At 72.8% G+C, this 16,415-nt stretch carries 17 protein-coding genes; 12 read left to right on the forward strand and 5 right to left on the reverse strand.

Going from position 1 to position 16,415, the window contains the following annotated elements; all coding sequences use genetic code 11:
- Positions 1 to 123: 123 nt before the first annotated feature.
- From AB0H81_RS08735 to AB0H81_RS08755, 5 genes are all read left to right on the forward strand, one after another.
- Positions 124 to 1,440, forward strand: coding sequence for an extracellular solute-binding protein (locus AB0H81_RS08735; RefSeq protein ID WP_358371165.1), 1,317 nt, complete (start codon positions 124 to 126; stop codon positions 1,438 to 1,440).
- Positions 1,437 to 2,333, forward strand: coding sequence for a sugar ABC transporter permease (locus AB0H81_RS08740; protein ID WP_358371168.1), 897 nt, complete (start codon positions 1,437 to 1,439; stop codon positions 2,331 to 2,333). The genes AB0H81_RS08735 and AB0H81_RS08740 overlap by 4 nt, the downstream gene beginning before the upstream one ends.
- Positions 2,333 to 3,214 (forward strand): carbohydrate ABC transporter permease, encoded by an 882-nt coding sequence (locus AB0H81_RS08745; RefSeq protein WP_358371171.1) that lies wholly within the window; start codon positions 2,333 to 2,335, stop codon positions 3,212 to 3,214. Before AB0H81_RS08740 ends, AB0H81_RS08745 begins: the two co-directional genes overlap by 1 nt.
- Positions 3,215 to 3,237: 23 nt before the next feature.
- Entirely contained in the window at positions 3,238 to 5,217 is a 1,980-nt protein-coding gene (locus AB0H81_RS08750) for a beta-galactosidase (protein ID WP_358371174.1), read from the forward strand.
- A gap of 139 nt (positions 5,218 to 5,356) precedes the next feature.
- A complete protein-coding gene (locus tag AB0H81_RS08755; RefSeq protein ID WP_358371177.1) occupies positions 5,357 to 6,505 on the forward strand; it encodes a hypothetical protein in 1,149 nt (382 codons plus the stop codon).
- 32 nt (positions 6,506 to 6,537) lie between these two features.
- Here the strand turns inward: AB0H81_RS08755 and AB0H81_RS08760 are convergent, their stop codons facing one another.
- Positions 6,538 to 8,106, reverse strand: coding sequence for a hypothetical protein (locus AB0H81_RS08760; RefSeq protein ID WP_358371180.1), 1,569 nt, complete (start codon positions 8,104 to 8,106; stop codon positions 6,538 to 6,540).
- A 74-nt stretch (positions 8,107 to 8,180) separates the two neighbouring features.
- Here AB0H81_RS08760 and AB0H81_RS08765 point away from each other — a divergent pair, with 74 nt between their 5' ends.
- From AB0H81_RS08765 to AB0H81_RS08775, 3 genes are all read left to right on the forward strand, one after another.
- A complete protein-coding gene (locus AB0H81_RS08765; RefSeq protein WP_358371183.1) occupies positions 8,181 to 8,561 on the forward strand; it encodes a hypothetical protein in 381 nt (126 codons plus the stop codon).
- Complete coding sequence (locus AB0H81_RS08770) at positions 8,561 to 8,800, forward strand: TetR/AcrR family transcriptional regulator C-terminal ligand-binding domain-containing protein (RefSeq protein ID WP_358371186.1); 240 nt, start codon at positions 8,561 to 8,563, stop codon at positions 8,798 to 8,800. The genes AB0H81_RS08765 and AB0H81_RS08770 overlap by 1 nt, the downstream gene beginning before the upstream one ends.
- Before the next feature lie 136 nt (positions 8,801 to 8,936).
- Entirely contained in the window at positions 8,937 to 9,362 is a 426-nt protein-coding gene (locus AB0H81_RS08775) for a hypothetical protein (protein WP_358371189.1), read from the forward strand.
- Positions 9,363 to 9,371: 9 nt separating this feature from the next.
- Here the strand turns inward: AB0H81_RS08775 and crcB are convergent, their stop codons facing one another.
- From crcB to AB0H81_RS08790, 3 genes are read right to left on the reverse strand one after another with little or no spacing between them, the layout of a single operon-like run.
- Positions 9,372 to 9,734, reverse strand: a complete 363-nt coding sequence (gene crcB / locus AB0H81_RS08780; RefSeq protein WP_358371192.1) for a fluoride efflux transporter CrcB — start codon at positions 9,732 to 9,734, stop codon at positions 9,372 to 9,374.
- On the reverse strand, positions 9,731 to 10,132 hold the full coding sequence (locus tag AB0H81_RS08785; RefSeq protein ID WP_358371196.1) for a DUF190 domain-containing protein: 402 nt from the start codon (positions 10,130 to 10,132) through the stop codon (positions 9,731 to 9,733). The genes crcB and AB0H81_RS08785 overlap by 4 nt, the downstream gene beginning before the upstream one ends.
- The gene (locus tag AB0H81_RS08790) at positions 10,129 to 10,635 is read right to left on the reverse strand and encodes a CrcB family protein (protein WP_358371199.1); all 507 of its coding nucleotides are present in this window, start codon (positions 10,633 to 10,635) and stop codon (positions 10,129 to 10,131) included. The genes AB0H81_RS08785 and AB0H81_RS08790 overlap by 4 nt, the downstream gene beginning before the upstream one ends.
- Before the next feature lie 161 nt (positions 10,636 to 10,796).
- On the opposite strand from AB0H81_RS08790, the gene AB0H81_RS08795 reads away from it, so the two are divergent.
- Genes AB0H81_RS08795 through AB0H81_RS08810 form a run of 4 tightly spaced genes read left to right on the forward strand, consistent with a single transcriptional unit; the run spans position 10,797 to position 14,649 of the window.
- A complete protein-coding gene (locus tag AB0H81_RS08795) occupies positions 10,797 to 11,078 on the forward strand; it encodes a metal-sensitive transcriptional regulator (protein ID WP_358371202.1) in 282 nt (93 codons plus the stop codon).
- Between the two features lie 50 nt (positions 11,079 to 11,128).
- Entirely contained in the window at positions 11,129 to 11,344 is a 216-nt protein-coding gene (locus AB0H81_RS08800; protein WP_358371205.1) for a cation transporter, read from the forward strand.
- Positions 11,341 to 12,348, forward strand: a complete 1,008-nt coding sequence (locus tag AB0H81_RS08805; protein WP_358371208.1) for a hypothetical protein — start codon at positions 11,341 to 11,343, stop codon at positions 12,346 to 12,348. The genes AB0H81_RS08800 and AB0H81_RS08805 overlap by 4 nt, the downstream gene beginning before the upstream one ends.
- Positions 12,349 to 12,375: 27 nt before the next feature.
- The gene (locus AB0H81_RS08810) at positions 12,376 to 14,649 is read left to right on the forward strand and encodes a heavy metal translocating P-type ATPase (RefSeq protein ID WP_358371211.1); all 2,274 of its coding nucleotides are present in this window, start codon (positions 12,376 to 12,378) and stop codon (positions 14,647 to 14,649) included.
- Positions 14,650 to 14,729: 80 nt separating this feature from the next.
- Here the strand turns inward: AB0H81_RS08810 and AB0H81_RS08815 are convergent, their stop codons facing one another.
- On the reverse strand, positions 14,730 to 16,403 hold the full coding sequence (locus AB0H81_RS08815; protein WP_358371214.1) for a VanW family protein: 1,674 nt from the start codon (positions 16,401 to 16,403) through the stop codon (positions 14,730 to 14,732).
- Positions 16,404 to 16,415 lie beyond the last annotated feature (12 nt).

The raw sequence follows: 16,415 nt of genomic DNA on the forward strand, positions 1-16,415 counted from the left end.
CTGAAGGGCGCTACTGCGAATTTCGTCCGGTTTAACGAGACGGTAACGTCCTCTTGACAGTGGCCGGAGTCACAACGAGCCTGTGAACGTTCACAGACGTCGTCACCCCCTGCCGAGGCCCCCATGCGCATGACCAGGCTCGCCGTCGCCGCCCTCGCCACCGCCCTCGTGGCGGGCTGCTCCAGCTCAGGCTCCGGCTCGGGCACCACCTCCGCACCACAGAGCGCCGGGCAGCCGAGCCAGGCCGGGAAGGTCACGCTGACCTTCTGGAACTGGGTGCCCGGCATGGACAAGGTCGTCGCCGCCTGGAACGCCGCCCACCCCGACATCCAGGTCACCTCCAGCACCCAGGCCGGCGGCGACGACGCGGCCACCAAGTTCCTCACGGCCGCCAAGGCCGGCAACCCGCCGGACCTCATGCAGGCCGAGTACCAGGCGCTGCCGTCGTTCGTGGCGGCCGAGGCCGTGGCCGACATCAAGGCCGCCGCCGACCCGGTCAAGCAGGAGTTCGGGGAGGGCATCTGGGGCCTGGTGACGCTCGGCACCGACGCCGTCTACGGCATCCCGCAGGACAGCGGCCCCATGCTGCTCTACTACCGCTCCGACCTGTTCGACAAGTACGGCATCGCCGTCCCGAAGACCTGGGACGAGTACGCCGAGGCGGCCAGGACCGTGCACCGCAAGGACCCGAAGGTGCTCCTCGGCACGTTCTCCAGCAAGGACCCGGGCAGCTTCGCCGGTCTCGCGCAGCAGGCCGGCGGCCAGTGGTGGTCGATCAGCGGCGAGGCGTGGAAGGTCGGCGTCGACGACCAGCCCACGACGAAGCTCGCCGACTACTGGGGCGGCCTGGTCAAGGAGGGCGTGATCGGCACCACCCCGTACTTCACCCCGGAGTGGAACAAGGCCCTCAACGACGGCAAGCTGCTCACCTGGCCGTCCGCGATCTGGGCGCCCGGACCGCTGGCCAGCAACGCGCCCAAGAGCAAGGGCAAGTGGTCCGTCGCGCCGCTCCCGCAGTGGAACGCCGGGGAGAACGTCAGCGGTTTCTGGGGCGGCTCGGCCGTCGCCGTCGCGGCGGCCTCCAAGCACCAGGAGGCCGCGGCGAAGTTCGCCGCCTGGCTCAACACCGACGCCGAGGCGCTGAAGCTGCTGGTCAAGGAGGGGGCGATATACCCGGCCGCGACCAAGGGCGCCGCGCTGCTGACCGAGCCGCCGGCCTTCTTCGCCAACGTCCCCGACTTCTGGAAGCAGGCCGCCACGTACGGCGCGGGCGCCCGCGGCTTCACCTTCGGGCCGAACGTGAACGTCGCCTACAACGCCTTCAAGGACGCCTTCGACAAGGCCGCCGCCGACAAGACGTCCTTCAGTGACGCGCTGCGGAAGGTCCAGGACGCCACGGTCGCCGACATGACCAAGGCCGGGTTCCGGCTCGTCCAGTGACCGGGTCGAGAAGCCGGGGCCCGATCGCGCCCTACCTGTTCCTCCTGCCTGCCGTGACGCTGTTCACGCTGTTCATGGCGCTGCCGATCGGCTACACGGCCTACCTGAGCCTGCGCCGGACCAAGGTCTCGGGCCTGGGTCTCGGCAAGGGGTCGCGCAAGGAGGTGTTCGTCGGCCTCGACAACTACGCCGCGGCCGTCGGCGACGCCGAGCTGTGGGCGGGCTGGCTGCGCGTCCTCGGGTACGGGACGCTGGTGCTGGCCGTGATGCTGGGGCTGGCGCTGGTCTTCGCGCTGATGCTGGACGCGGCACGGGTGCGCCTCGGGAGGTTCACCCGGGTGGCCATCTTCCTGCCGTACGCGGTGCCGGGTGTCGTGGCGAGCCTCATGTGGGGGTTCCTCTACCTGCCGAGCCTCAGCCCGTTCCACCAGATCTTCGGCGTGGACCTGCTGAGCCCCGCCGCCGTGGTCTACTCGATGGCCAACGTGGCGGTCTGGGGCGGCACCGGCTTCAACATGCTCGTCCTCTACACGAACCTGCGGGCCGTGCCGCAGGACCTCTACCAGGCGGCCCGCATCGACGGCGCCTCGGAGCTGCAGATCGCGCTCCGCATCAAGATCCCGATCCTGGCTCCGGCGATCATCCTGACGACCGTCTTCTCGGTGATCGCCACCGTCCAGGTGTTCACGGAGCCGTCCACCCTGCGGCCCCTGTCCAACACGATCAGCTCGACCTGGAGCCCCCTGATGAAGGTCTACCGGGACGCCTTCGTGACCGGCGACCTGTACTCGGCCGCCGCGACGGCCATGGTGATCGCCGTGATCTCGCTGGTGTTGTCGTTCGGGTTCCTGCGCGTGGTCAGGAACCGCGCGTTCGGCGAGGCGGAGGCGTGATGGCGACTACGGCGTCCGGCCGGGTGGGACGGCGCGCCGCCGCGCCCGCCCGGCCTCCTCTCGGGCTGGTGCCGACCGGGGTGCTGCTGCTCGGCGCGATCTACTGCCTGTTCCCGGTGAGCTGGGTGGTGGTCGCCGCCACCAAGACGTCCGGCGAGTTGTTCTCCACCGGCACGTTCGCGTTCGGCACCGGCTTCTTCCAGAACCTGGCCGACCTCGCGGCCTACCGCGACGGGGTGTTCTGGCTGTGGATGCTCAACACCCTGCTGTACGCGGGGGGAGGGGCGCTGCTGTCGACCGCGGTCTCGGCCGTCTCGGGCTACACCCTGGCCAAGTACCGCTTCCCCGGCCGGAACCTGGTCTTCAACGTGCTGATCGGCGGCATCCTCGTGCCCGCGGTGGTGCTGGCGGTCCCGCAGTACCTGCTGTTCAGCAAGGCGGGCCTGGCCGACACGTACTGGTCGGTCCTGCTGCCGCAGATCCTGCACCCGTACAGCATCTACCTGGCCCGCGTCTACGCCGGGGCGGCCGTGCCCGACTCGCTGCTGGAGGCCGGCCGCATCGACGGGGCCTCGCACGTGACGCTGCTGACCCGGGTCGCGCTGCCGTTGATGGCCCCCGGCCTGGTGACCATCTTCCTGTTCCAGTTCGTCGCCATCTGGAACAACTTCCTGCTGCCGTTCATCATGCTCGGCGACGACCACAGGTTCCCGCTGACGGTCGGCCTGTTCACCATGCTGTCGGCCGGGGCGAACAACCCGAGCCTGTACAACCTCATCCTCATCGGCGCGTTCGTGGCGCTCATCCCGCTGGTCGCGCTGTTCCTGACGATGCAGCGGTTCTGGCGCACGGATCTCACCAGCGGGGCCGTGAAGGCATGATCGATCACTACGAGGGAGAGTCCGTGAGTCGTTACCCGGCGCTGCCGGAGGGTCTTGCGTTCGGCGGGGACTACAACCCCGAGCAGTGGCCCGCCGAGGTCCAGGAGGAGGACGTCCGCCTCATGCGGGAGGCCGGGGTCAACCTGGTCACCGTCGGCGTGTTCGCCTGGGCCCTGCTGGAGCCGCGCGAGGGGGTGTACGAGTTCGGCTGGCTGGACGCGGTGCTGGACCGGCTGCACCGCGCGGGCATCGCGGTGGACCTCGGCACCCCGACCGCCGCCCCGCCGCCCTGGTTCTCCCGGGCGTACCCGGACGCCTTCCCCGTGACGCGCGAGGGCGTGCGCGTCGGCGCGGGCGGCCGCCAGCACGCCTGCTCCAGCCACCCCGCCTTCCGCGCGGCGAGCGCCCGCCTGGTGGAGCGGCTGGCCGAGCGGTACGGCGACCACCCGGCCGTGGTCATGTGGCACGTCCACAACGAGTACGGCGCCCCGCTCGGCGAGTGCTACTGCCCGGCCAGCACGGCCGCCTGGCGCGAGTGGCTGCGGCGGCGCCACGGCAGCCTCGACGCGCTCAACGCCGCCTGGGGCACCACGTTCTGGGGGCAGACGTACGGCGAGTGGGAGGAGATCGACGCGCCCCGCTGGAGTCACACGGCCGTCAACCCGGCCCAGCGCCTCGACTACGCCCGCTTCGCCAACGAGGAGCACCTCGGGCACTACCGGCTGCAACGCGACGTCCTGCGCCGCACCGGCAAGCCGGTCACCACCAACTTCGCCGGCACCGTCAACTGCAAGTCCATGGACCTGTGGCGCTGGGCCCCCGAGCTGGACGTGGTCGCCAACGACCACTACCTGGACGCCGAGGACCCGGCCAACCACATCCGCCTGTCCATGTCCGCCGACCTCAGCCGCTCGCTGGCGGGCGGCGCGCCGTGGATGCTCATGGAGCACTCGACCGGCGCGACGAGCTGGCAGCGGCGCGGCATCGCCAAGCGGCCCGGCGAGATGCGCCGCAACAGCCTCGCCCACGTGGCCAGGGGCGCCGACGCGGTGCTGTTCTTCCAGTGGCGGGCCTCCCGGCACGGCGCGGAGAAGTGGCACTCGGCGATGGTGCCGCACGCCGGCACCGGCTCCCAGATGTGGAGCGACGTGGTGGCGCTGGGGCGGGACGTGCGCCGCCTGGCCCCGGTCCGGGGCGCGCGGGTGGCCGCCGAGGTGGCGATCGCCTGGGACTGGGAGGCGTACTGGGCGCTGGAGCTGGAGTGGCGGCCCTCGGGCGACCTGGCGTTCCGCGAGCGGGTCGACGCCTTCTACGAGGCGCTGTGGCGGGAGCACGTCACCACCGACCTGGTCCACCCGTCGGCCGACCTGTCGGCGTACAAGCTGGTGGTGCTGCCCAGCTCGTACCTGCTGACCGAGGCGTCGGCCAAGAACCTCCAGCGCTACGTCGAGGCGGGCGGCCACCTGCTCGTGTCGTACTTCTCCGGCGTCGTGGACGAGAACGACACCGTCCACGACGGGCCCTGCCCGGGCGCGCTGCGCGAGCTGCTCGGCCTGCGCGTGGAGGAGTTCCACCCGCTGCGCGAGCACGAGAGCGTGACCCTGACCGGCGGGGCGAGCGGCCGGATCTGGTCCGAGCGGGTGATCCTGGAGCGGGCCCGCGCCGAGCTGCGCTTCGCCGACGGGCCCGACGCCGGGCACCCCGCCTACACCGTCAACGCCTTCGGCGGCGGCACCGCCCGGTACCTGTCCGCCGGGCTGTCCGCGGCCGGCCTGCGCCCGCTGCTCGCCGGGCTGGCCGACCTCGCGGGCGTCACCCGGCCGCGCGACCTGCCCGACACCCTGGAGCTCGTACGGCGGGGCGCGCACGTCTTCCTCATCAACCACGGCCCCGGTCCGGTGTCCGTGCCTGGGGTGAGCGGCGCCGACCTGCTGACCGGTGCCCCCTTCACCGGCGAGGTGCCCGGCGGCGGCGTCGCGGTCGTCCGCGAGGAGACGTTCTGAGAGGAGACCCTCTGAAGGGTGGCCGAATCGTTCCGGCGCGCGTCGCGCGGCGTTTGACCGCCGTCCATGGACGCGCCGGACAACCTCTGTAAGGATCTTCCGGAGTACCTTTTCCCCCTCGGAAGGCACACGGAAGAACATGCGGGTCGCACACGTACTGCTCACGGCCGCTCTCACCACTGGCCTCACCATCGCTCCCGGCTCCGGCCCCGCCATGGCGCGGGCGGAGACGAGGCCGGTCGACCTCCCCGCGGAGGTGAACGGCGGCGCCTGGCCGTCGGGCCACGTGCAGGGCATGGCCCTGGACCGGAAGAAGGGGTACATGTACTTCTCCTTCACCAACCTCCTCGTCAAGACCGACCTCAAGGGCAACCCGGTGGGCTCGGTCACCGGGTTCACCGGTCACCTGGGCGACCTCGACTTCAACGAGAAGGACGGCCGCGTCTACGGCTCCCTGGAGTACAAGGACGCGAAGGCGTTCTACATCGCGATCTTCGACGTCGGCCGGATCACCAGCCTCGACATGAACGCCGAGGGGTCGGACGTGGTGACCGCCGTCTACCTCAAGGACGTGGTGGACGACTACGTCGCCGACATGAACGGCGACGGCGTCTTCGACGGCAACGTCGCCAACACCCCCGATCACCGCTACGGCTGCAGCGGCATCGACGGCGTCGCCTTCGGCCCGGCGTTCGGCCGGCGCGGCGGACAGCAGAAGCTGACCGTCGCCTACGGCGTCTACGCCAACGCCACCCGGACGGACAACGACCACCAGGTCCTCCTGCAGTACGACATCCGCGACTGGCGCAAGTACGAGCGCCCGCTCACCCAGTCCCAGCCGCACACGGCCGGCCCGGACAAGGCGTCCGGCAAGTACTTCGTCCGCACCGGCAACACCACCTACGGCGTGCAGAACCTTGAGTACGACAAGCGGTCGGGCAACTGGCTGATGGCCGTCTACAAGGGCGTCAAGCCGCAGTTCCCGAACTACTCGCTGTTCGTCGTGGACGGCTCCGCCCGGCCGGTCGAGGGCCCGGTCGAGGGGCAGCCGCAGCCGGAGCGGGGCACCCTGCTGCCGCTGCTCCGCCAGGGCCTGCACCACGACGCGACCGACGTCTGGGGCTGGGAGTCGAGCGGCCAGTACGGCCTGGTCTCGCTCGACGACGGCCGTTTCTACCTGGCCAAGGACGGCAAGATCACGGAGGGCGGAGTGACCAAGCAGACCGGCGTCGCCCAGCTCCACCGCTGGACCGGCCAGACCCCGACCCCGTTCGAGCGGCTCCAGTAGGTCCGGGTTCCGGCATCGCCCGCCGCGGAGACCTACTCGCCGCGGCGGGCGCGGGCCCGGCGCTTGCCCTCGTGCATGGCCTGCACCCGCGCCACCGGGATCGTGTGCCCCTCCTCGACCAGGTCGGCGGGCAGCCGCTGCGGCGGCGGCATCAGCTCCGCCCACGGGTCGCGGCCGTCCAGCAGCGCCGGCACGGTGTGGACGGTGAAGTCGCCCGGGCTCACCGCGCCGAGGTCGTCCCACGCCACGGGGAACGACACCGGCACGCCCGGCCGGACCCGCGGGCTGTAGGCCGCCACCACCGTCGCCCCGCCCGCCCGGGTCGAGTCGATGAACACCTTGCCCTCGCGGTCCTCCCGGATGAACGCCGTCGTCGCGAGGCCGGGATCGAGGCGGGCGGCCCGGGCGCCGAGGGCGCGGGTGGCCGCCGCCAGGTCCTCGACCGGGACGCCCGGCTCCACGGGCACGAACACGTGCGTGCCCTTGGCGCCGCTGGTCTTGACCGCCCCGGCCAGGCCGGCGTCGCCGAGCGCCCGCCGTACGAGCAGGGCCGCCCGCACGGCGAGGTCGAACGACCCGCCCTCGGGCGGGTCGAGGTCGAGCACCAGGTGGGTGGGGTCGCCGCCGGCGGGGGCCAGCGCCGGGTGGTACTCGACCGCCCGCTGGTTGGCGAACCACAGCAGCGTGCGGCGGTCGTCGCACAGCGCGTACGACACCTGCCGGCGTGACGCCTCGGCCCAGACGGAGACCGTGCGCACCCACGACGGGGCGTACTTGGGCACGTTCTTCTGCATGAAGGCCGGCTGGCCGGGGCGGACCCGCACGACCGACAGCGGACGCTCGCGCAGGACGGGCAGGACGCGGTCGCTCACGGCGTCGAGGTAGTCGACCAGGTTCCGTTTCGTCGTGCCGGACCCGTCGAACAACGGCTGGTCCAGGTTGGTCAGCGGCACACCGTCGCGCGTCTCATCGCTGCTCACACGCTCCACCCTGCCCGCCTCACGCCTCGTCAGGCAACACCTCCACATATCCCTCGGAGCCGTTGACGCGGATGCGCCGGCCGTCGCGGATGCGCCGGGTCGCGCCCGCCGTCGATCAGCTCGCCTTCGGAGGTGATGACGCGGGGCGGCGTCATCTTCCGGTACGTCTCGTGCGCGTCGCGCCGCTCGGTGATGATCGTGTAGTCGCCCGGTGTTCACGACCTGCCGCAGCTCCTCGAAGGACAGGAAGTACACGTCCTCGGGCTCCTTGATCACGCCCTGCCGGGCCAGCCGACCGGCCTCGGCGAGCATCGCCCCCTTGTACAGCTCGTAGCGCTGGAGCAGGGCGTGCTTGGAGTACTCGCGGTAGCCGATGAAGTGCCGGATCAGGCGCATCCTGCGGGCCGCCCGCCTGGCCTTGCGGCCGCCTCCGGGCAGCTTCCTGATCCGCTCCAGCAGGTCGTTCATCGCGCGTTCGGCCTCGGCGCGTCCCCGCTCGGCCTTGCGCTCGCGCTCGCCGGGGGCGAGGGTCCGGACGTTGGTCAGGGTCAGCGGGACGAGCAGCGTGGGGTCCTCGCTCCACCGCGTCCGGGTGATGTCGATGTCGCCCTGGCCGTGCATGCCGTACGCGCGCAGGTAGTCCTCGCCGGCGGACCACCTCGCCGCCGGCCACCCCGGCGAGCCCGGAGAAGAACGTGTCGCGCCCGGCCGTCTCCAGGTACGCGACCACGGCCGGGTGCTTCCGGACCACGTCGGAGACCGCCAGCAGGTCGAGGCCCGTCGCGGCCACCACGTTGTGGTCGGCGGACTGCGAGACGGCGTCGGCCGCGTTCTGGACGCCCAGCCACTCCGCCATGTGCTTGTTGACCCAGTTCACCGACTGGATGCCGATGAGCGCCGCCGCCACGCTGCGCGGGTCGAAAGTGAGGTCGGCGATGACGTCGCGGTCCTTCAGGATGTACGCGAACAGCGCGTCGCCCGACGTGCCGGCCAGGCCCCGGCGCAGCTCCTCGACCGTCGCCTCGGTCTTGGCGATCAGGTCGGGCACGACGCGGGGGTCGCCCATCCGGAGCTGATGCGCGCGTACCGCGAGTCGCACGGGGCGCGCCGGGCGGCGGCCGAGCGGGCCGCGCTGGACCGCTCGCGCGAGCGCGGCGAGCTGCCTGCCGAGGCCGACCTCGACGCCCTCCAGCAGATCCTCGGGGGAGCCGTCCTGCATCACCTCGGGGCCTTTCCGGACACGGTGACCGCCGGAGAGGTCAAGTCCTACCTGGTCGCCATGCTCCGCCAGACCGGCTACCGGCCCCGGGCGTAACAGGGGCACCATCGTTCCCTGCGCTCCCCGGCCCGCCCGGTAGGCTCGCGGCGCGACACGCCGAGCCCCTTCGGGGAAGGCGAAATGTGGGGTTTTGGGGGGTATTGCGGGCGGTATCCCGCTTGTGGGGGTAGCCATGAACAAGATCGTTGCCGCTGGTCTCGGGGTGGTGGTCATGCTGGGCCTGTGCGCCTCCTCGGCGCGGGCCGACGGTGACCTGCGCGATCTGGGGTCGGCGAGCGCCGACGGCGACAACCGCGGCCCGGCCTCGGCGGGCGCCGGCGGCGATGGCCAGGACGTCAGCAGACGCCAGTACCGCATCCTGCTCCACCAGTGCTCGTACGCGAACACGGTCGCCGCGCGCACACGGTGCCGCACCGATGTCAGGCAGACCTACCGCATCGGCGCCGCCGACCCGTCGCTCGACTGCCGCGCCTACTCCGGTGTGACCGTGTGCGGGAGGCTCATGCTGAGCACCTCCGAACGCGCCTGCGTCCGGGACTCGGTCGCCAACGGGCTGACCTACCGGCGTTCCGAGGTGGAGTGCTACGCCTTCATGTGAGGCCGGCGGTCACGGTGTCAGGGCCAGCGCGACGGCCATGCCGCACCACGCCGCGCCCAGCCCGGCCGCCACGCTGCCCAGCGCGTTGAGCAGCGCGTACGTCGTGGCGCCGGTACGGGCCAGCCGCACGGTCTCGTACCCGAACGTCGAGTACGTGGTCAGCGCGCCGCAGAAGCCGGTGCCCAGCAGGGTCATGACCGGCCCGGACACGGCCGCGGCGGCGAGGAAACCCAGGACCGCCGAGCCGATCACGTTGACCGTCATCGTGCCCCAGGGGAACACGGAGTCGTGCCGCGCCTGCACGAGCCGGTCGACCAGGTAGCGCAGCGGAGCCCCCACGGCGGCCCCGAGCACGACGAGCAGCACGGTCACGAGTCGCGCCCGCCCGCGTCGACCGGCCCGGCGTCGTCCGCACCGCCTGGGGCGGAGTCCCCGGCGGTGCGGCCCGCGTAGCGGATCACCTCGACCTCGTCGACCATCACCAGCCCCTCGGTGACCAGCTCGTCGAGCTGCGGCAGGAAGGCGCGGACCCGCTCCGCCGTGTCCACGATCACGATCGCCAGCGGCAGGTCCTCCGACAGCGACAGGATCCGGGTGGTGTGGATCTCGCTGGAGGCGCCGTAGCCCTCGATGCCCCGGATCACGCTCGCCCCCGCCAGTCCCGCCTGCCGGGCGCGGTGCACGATCTCGTGGTAGAGCGGCTTGTGGCGCCAGGCCGCGTCCTCCTCGACGTAGACGGTCAGGCGCAGGGCCGGGCCCTTGAGTCTCATCGTTCCTCCCCCCGCGAGCGCCAGGTGATGAACACCAGGCGGCCCAGGCGCTCACCCGCGTGGGTCGCCAGCAGCGCGGCGACCAGCGTGCCCCCCAGGTAGGCCAGCGCCGTGCGCGCCGCGCCCGCCTCCAGCGCCTTCTGCGCGTCCACCACGTACGTCGAGAACGTGGTGTAGCCGCCGAGCACGCCGATGCCGAGGAAGGGCCGCACCAGCCGGTGGACCTGCCACGCCTCGGTGACGGCGACCATGAGCAGGCCGATCAGCAGGCACCCCGTCACGTTGACCAGCCATGTGGCCCAGGCGAACCCGCCCGGCGGGTGAGGGAGGGCCAGCGTGACGCCGTAGCGGGCCAGCGCGCCCAGCGCCCCGCCGAGGGAGATCGCGCCCAGCGTGGCCCAGGGGACGCGCCGCACCCACGGCTCGCGCGGCGGCGCGGAGCGCGGGCCCGCGTCCGGGCCGGCCGGGCGGCGCGCGCTGGACGTGCGGCGGGCGTCGGACATGTCCCTCCTACCGGCGGTGCCTCTGATAGCGACGCTACCCCGCCCCGGCCTGCGGTCCCGCCCCGGCCCGGGCGCTCGCCCGGAAAAATCCGGCGGGTCGGAAATACCGTAGGGGGGTACCGTGTTAGGGTGGGTACACGGCAAGGGAGAGGAGGTCGGCGATGGCGGGATACTCCGCACGCAAGGACGACCACAGCCGCCGGCTGCGCCGGATCGAGGGGCAGGTCCGCGGGCTCGAGCGCATGATCGAGGACGACAAGTACTGCATCGACGTCCTGACCCAGGTGTCGGCGGCCACCAGCGCCCTGCAGTCGTTCGCCCTGTCCCTGCTGGAGGAGCACCTGGCCCACTGCGTCGCCGAGGCCGCCCGCGAGGGCGGGCCCGAGGCGCAGGCCAAGGTCAAGGAGGCCTCCGACGCGATCGCGCGGCTCGTGCGCTCGTGACCCCCGCTTTGAGTTCCGTTCCGTTAACGCTGTTTCGAGGAGTGATCGGTATGGCCACCACCGCTACCTACACCGTCAAGGGCATGACCTGCGGCCACTGCGTCAGCTCCGTGAAGGAGGAGGTCGGCGAGGTGCCGGGCGTCACCGGCGTCGAGGTCGACCTGCAGAGCGGGTTGCTGACCGTCGCCAGCGAGCAGCCGGTCGAGCAGGCGCGGATCGTGGCCGCCGTCGAGGAGGCCGGTTACACCGTGGAGAGCGCGTCGTGAACACGGCAGGCAGGCTCGGGCTGTACGCCCTGGGGCTGGCCGTGGTGTTCGGCGGGGCGCTCGGCGCCGGCAACGCGCTGGGCGACAGCGGCGCGGTGATCGCCGGGACCAAGGCTCCCGGCGCCCACGCGACGTCCGGCACCCACACCGAGCAGGCCACCCAGAGCCACGGCGACGCGGCACAGGTCGGCTCCGAAGATACCCCGGGGGGGCTCCAGGTGTCAGAGAACGACTACACGTTCGTCCCGCTCACCGGCGCGATCAAGCCCGGTGAGCCCGCCGACTTCCGCTTCGCCGTGACCGGCCCAGGCGGGGGCAACATCACCGATTTCCAGACCCGTCATGACAAGAAGCTCCACCTCATTCTCACCTCGCGCGACCTGACGACGTTCCAGCACGTCCACCCGGAGATGTCCGCCGACGGCGTATGGACGGTCAGGCTGACGCTGCCCGAGGCGGGCGCCTACCGGGCCTTCGCCGACTTCGCGGCGACCGGCGGTCCCGCGCTGACGCTCGGGGCCGACGTGCTCGTCGCGGGCGGCTACACCCCCCGCCCGCTGCCCGTGGCCGCCCGCACGGCGAGCGTGGACGGCTACACGGTCGAGCTGGACGGCGACCTCGTCCCCGGCCGGTCGAGCCGTCTGGCGCTCAAGGTGAGCAAGGACGGCGAACCGGTCACCGACCTGCAGCCGTATCTCGGTGCGTACGGGCACCTCGTCGCCCTGCGCGGCGGCGACCTGGCGTACCTGCACGTCCACCCGGACGGCACGCCCGGCGACGGCGTCACCACGGCCGGTCCCGAGATCGTCTTCTACGCCGAGGCGCCGAGCGGCGGCGACTACCGTCTCTTCCTGGACTTCCAGCACCAGGGGAAGGTCCGCACCGCCGCCTTCACCGTCCACGCCGGCTCGCCCGGCGCGACGCCGGTGCCGAGCGGCACGCCCGCCGGCACACCGAGCGCCGAGCCCGGTGGTCACGACGATCAGGGCGCGCACGCCCACTGATCGCGGGACGCGACGAAAGGAGAGGTGATGTCCCCCATCAAGGAGACCACCGTCGCCGGTGAGAGGCCGCACGGCGCGGTCGAGCTGGCGATCGGCGGCATGACCTGCGCGTCCTGCGCCAACCGCATCGAGCGCAAGCTGAACAAGCTCGACGGCGTCACGGCCACCGTCAACTACGCCACGGAGAAGGCCAAGGTGACCTTCCCCGAGGGGCTCGACCCGCTGGTTCTGGTCACCGAGGTCGAGAAGGCCGGCTACAGCGCCGCCCTGCCCGAGCCGCCCGCGCCCGAGCGGGAGCCCGGGGACGAGCGTGGCGAGCGCGGGGAGGGGCCGGACGAGCTGGGGCCGCTGCGCTCCCGGCTGATCACGGCCGTGGTGCTGAGCGTCCCGGTGATCGCGATGGCGATGGTGCCGGCGCTGCAGTTCACGTCCTGGCAGTGGCTGTCGCTCACGCTGGCCGCGCCGGTCGTGGTCTACGCCGGATGGCCGTTCCACAAGGCCGCCTGGACCAACCTGCGCCACGGCGCGGCGACCATGGACACGCTGGTCTCGCTCGGCACGATCGCCGCGCTCGGCTGGTCGCTGTGGGCGCTGTTCCTCGGCACGGCCGGCACGCCCGGCATGACCCACCCGTTCGAGCTGACGATCGCCCGCACGGACGGCTCGGGCAACATCTACCTGGAGGCCGCCGCCGGAGTGACCGCGTTCATCCTGGCCGGACGCTACTTCGAGGCCCGCTCCAAGCGGCGGGCGGGCGCGGCCCTGCGGGCGCTGATGGAGCTGGGCGCCAAGGACGTCGCCGTCCTGCGTGACGGCGCCGAGGTCCGCGTGCCGATCTCCCGGCTGGCCGTGGGCGACCGGTTCGTCGTCCGGCCCGGCGAGAAGATCGCCACGGACGGCGTGGTCGAGGAGGGCACCTCCGCGGTCGACGCCTCGATGCTGACGGGCGAGTCCGTGCCGGTCGAGGTGCGGCCGGGCGACGCGGTCACCGGCGCCACCGTCAACGCGGGCGGCCGGCTGGTCGTACGCGCCACCCGCGTCGGCTCCGACACGCAGCTCGCCCAGATGGCCAGGCTCGTGGAGGAGGCGCAGACCGGCAAGGCGCAGGTGCAGCGGCTGGCCGACCGGATCTCGGGTGTGTTCGTGCCCATCGTGATCGCGCTGTCGCTGGGCACGCTCGGCTTCTGGCTCGGCGCGGGCGCGGGCCCGGCGGCGGCCTTCACCGCCGCGGTGGCCGTGCTCATCATCGCCTGCCCCTGCGCGCTCGGCCTGGCCACGCCCACCGCGCTGCTGGTCGGCACGGGCCGCGGCGCCCAGCTCGGCATCCTCATCAAGGGGCCGGAGGTGCTGGAGTCGACCCGCCGGGTGGACACCGTCGTGCTGGACAAGACCGGCACCGTCACCGAGGGCCGCATGACGCTGGTCGAGACGCACGTGGCCGAGGGCGAGGACCCCGTCGAGGTGCTGCGCCTGGCCGGGGCCCTGGAGAACGCCTCCGAGCACCCCATCGCCCGGGCCGTCGCCCGCGGCGCGGCCGAGCGGGCCGGCGAGCTGCCCACGCCCGAGGACTTCGCCAACGTCGAAGGGCTCGGCGTGCAGGGCGTCGTGGACGGGCACGCGGTGCTCGTCGGCCGGCCCAAGCTGCTGGCCGAGTGGTCGCAGCACCTGCCCGCCGACCTGGAGCGGGCGCTGGACGAGGCGCAGAACGCCGGCCGCACGGCCGTCGCCGTCGGCTGGGACGGCGAGGCCCGCGCCGTGCTGGTCGTGGCCGACGTGGTCAAGCCCACCTCGGCCGAGGCCATCCGGCGGCTGCGCGCGCTCGGCCTGACCCCGGTGCTGCTCACCGGCGACAACGAGGCGGTCGCCCGGAGCGTGGCCGCCGAGGTCGGCATCGACGAGGTGATCGCCGAGGTGCTGCCCCAGGACAAGGTGGACGTGGTCAAGCGGCTCCAGTCCGAGGGCAGGTCGGTGGCCATGGTCGGCGACGGGGTCAACGACGCCGCCGCGCTCGCCCAGGCCGACCTGGGCCTGGCCATGGGCACCGGCACCGACGTGGCCATCGAGGCGTCCGACCTGACGCTCGTGCGGGGTGACCTCCGCGTGGCGGCCGACGCCATCCGCCTGTCGCGCCGGACGTTGCGTACGATCAAGGGGAACCTGTTCTGGGCGTTCGCCTACAACGTGGCCGCCCTGCCGCTGGCCGCCATGGGGCTGCTCAACCCCATGATCGCCGGTGCCGCGATGGCGTTCTCCAGCGTCTTCGTGGTCAGCAACAGCCTGCGGCTGCGCGGGTTCAAGTGATCCGCGCGCAGCCGCCCGAGAGCGGCCGAGGCGGCCGGTGACGAGAGGGTCCCGGCCGCCTCGGCTCCTTCGTCTCCCGCTCAGGCGCAGGTGAGGCGCGGCTCGGGGGCGTACACGGTGTGGAACCTCTGCCTGCGGACCACCTCGCCGTCCTTCCTGAAGATCCGCCACACGTCGATCGCGAAGCCCTCCACTCCGCCCATCGGCAGGCAGTCCGGGCCCGAGTCCGTCAGCGTGGGGAAGTCCTTGACGGCGTAGCGGGCGGAGCTGCGGGATTCGACGTCGTACCGCCTGGTGCTCCAGAACTCGACCGTGACGGACGTCTTCGTGTACGACGTCCTGATCAGCACCCCGTACGGCGAGTCGTTGCGCCAGCGGAAGTCCGGCTGTGGGAACGACACCGTGGACTCGCGGCCCGCCGCATACCGGGAGATGAAGAACTGGTGCGGCGTGTGCCGCACGTCCTCGAACCCGCCGAAGAACACCGCGTTGAACATCGTGGTCGCGAACTGCGACACGCCTCCGCCCACGTCGTTGACGAACCGGCCGTTCAGGATCATCGGCGCCTCCACGAAGCCGCGCTCCCGGTCGCGCCGGCCCACCAGGCCGTTGAGCGAGAACGTCGCGCCCGGCCGGACCACGTGGCCGTCCACCAGGTCGGCGATGCGGTGGATGTTCGTGACGCGGGGCGCGCAGCACGGGTGCCGCGTGGTGAAGGAGCTGACCTTCTCCCTGATGCCCAGCGCGCGCGCCCGCTCGGTGGTCAGGGCCGGCTCGACCCGCGTGAGGGCGATCCCGGCCGTACGGGTCCCCGACGTGAGGGCGGCCGACACGGCGGCGCTCACCGCGGTGGGGGCGAGGCCGCTGCCCGTCCGGCCCGGCACGACCGCGGGGCGGCCCTTGGCGATCGTGAACCCGGCGTCCTCGGGGCGTTCCGCGGCCGGGACCAGCTCGTCCCGCAGCTCGGCCGCGACCTCGCGGGCGTCGAACGACGGCCGCAGCCCGCCCCGGCCGTCCGCCACGAACCGCAGGTGGGCCGCCAGCCGCGACCGTGACAGGGTGGCCCGCCGCCCGCCCGCCGTCAGCGTCAGCGGCGCCGCCACGGCCGCGCGGGCGGTGGAGCGGGCGGCGGCGCGCGTCTTCTCCGCCGTCACCGACGGGGCGAGCGGCCGGACCGGCAGCGTGACCCTCGCCCGGCGGGCGAGGAAGGCGTCGCGGATCGCCCGCGCCGCCGCGGCCCGGTCGAGAGAGCGTCCAGCCCCGGGCAGCACCGGCCGCGGCTCCAGCCCTTCGTAGCGGACGCCGCCCTCCCGCGGCGCGCGGTCCACGGCCCGGGCCAGAGCCGCGACCTTCCGGGTCAGCAGCCCCTCGTCCACCCGGGCCCGCGGAGCCAGCACGCGGCTGCCGAGCAGGCCGCGGGCCACCCCGGCGGGCGTGGTGACGCCGTCCATGGCGGCCGCGACCGTGGCCGCGGCGTCGAGCGTGAGGCCCAGGTCGGCGGGCGCCATGGTGACGGTCCTGCCCGCCGCGGCCAGCGCGATCCGGCCCGTGCGGGCGAACGCCTCCTCCAGCCGGGCCCGCGCCCGCGCCGGGGAGAGCCCGCCGATGTCCACGCCCGCGGCCGTCGTGCGCGGCGGCACCTCGCCGGCCAGCACCACCGCCGGCACCCCGTACGCGAGGAGAGGGACGGCGGCGAGGACGGCGTACCACCGCCGGCCCGCCCTGGGGCGACCGATCCTGCGCCGTGCGACCATGCGTGTGCCTCC

It is taken from the genome of Nonomuraea sp. NPDC050691 (assembly GCF_040654455.1).
GTDB lineage: Bacteria > Actinomycetota > Actinomycetes > Streptosporangiales > Streptosporangiaceae > Nonomuraea.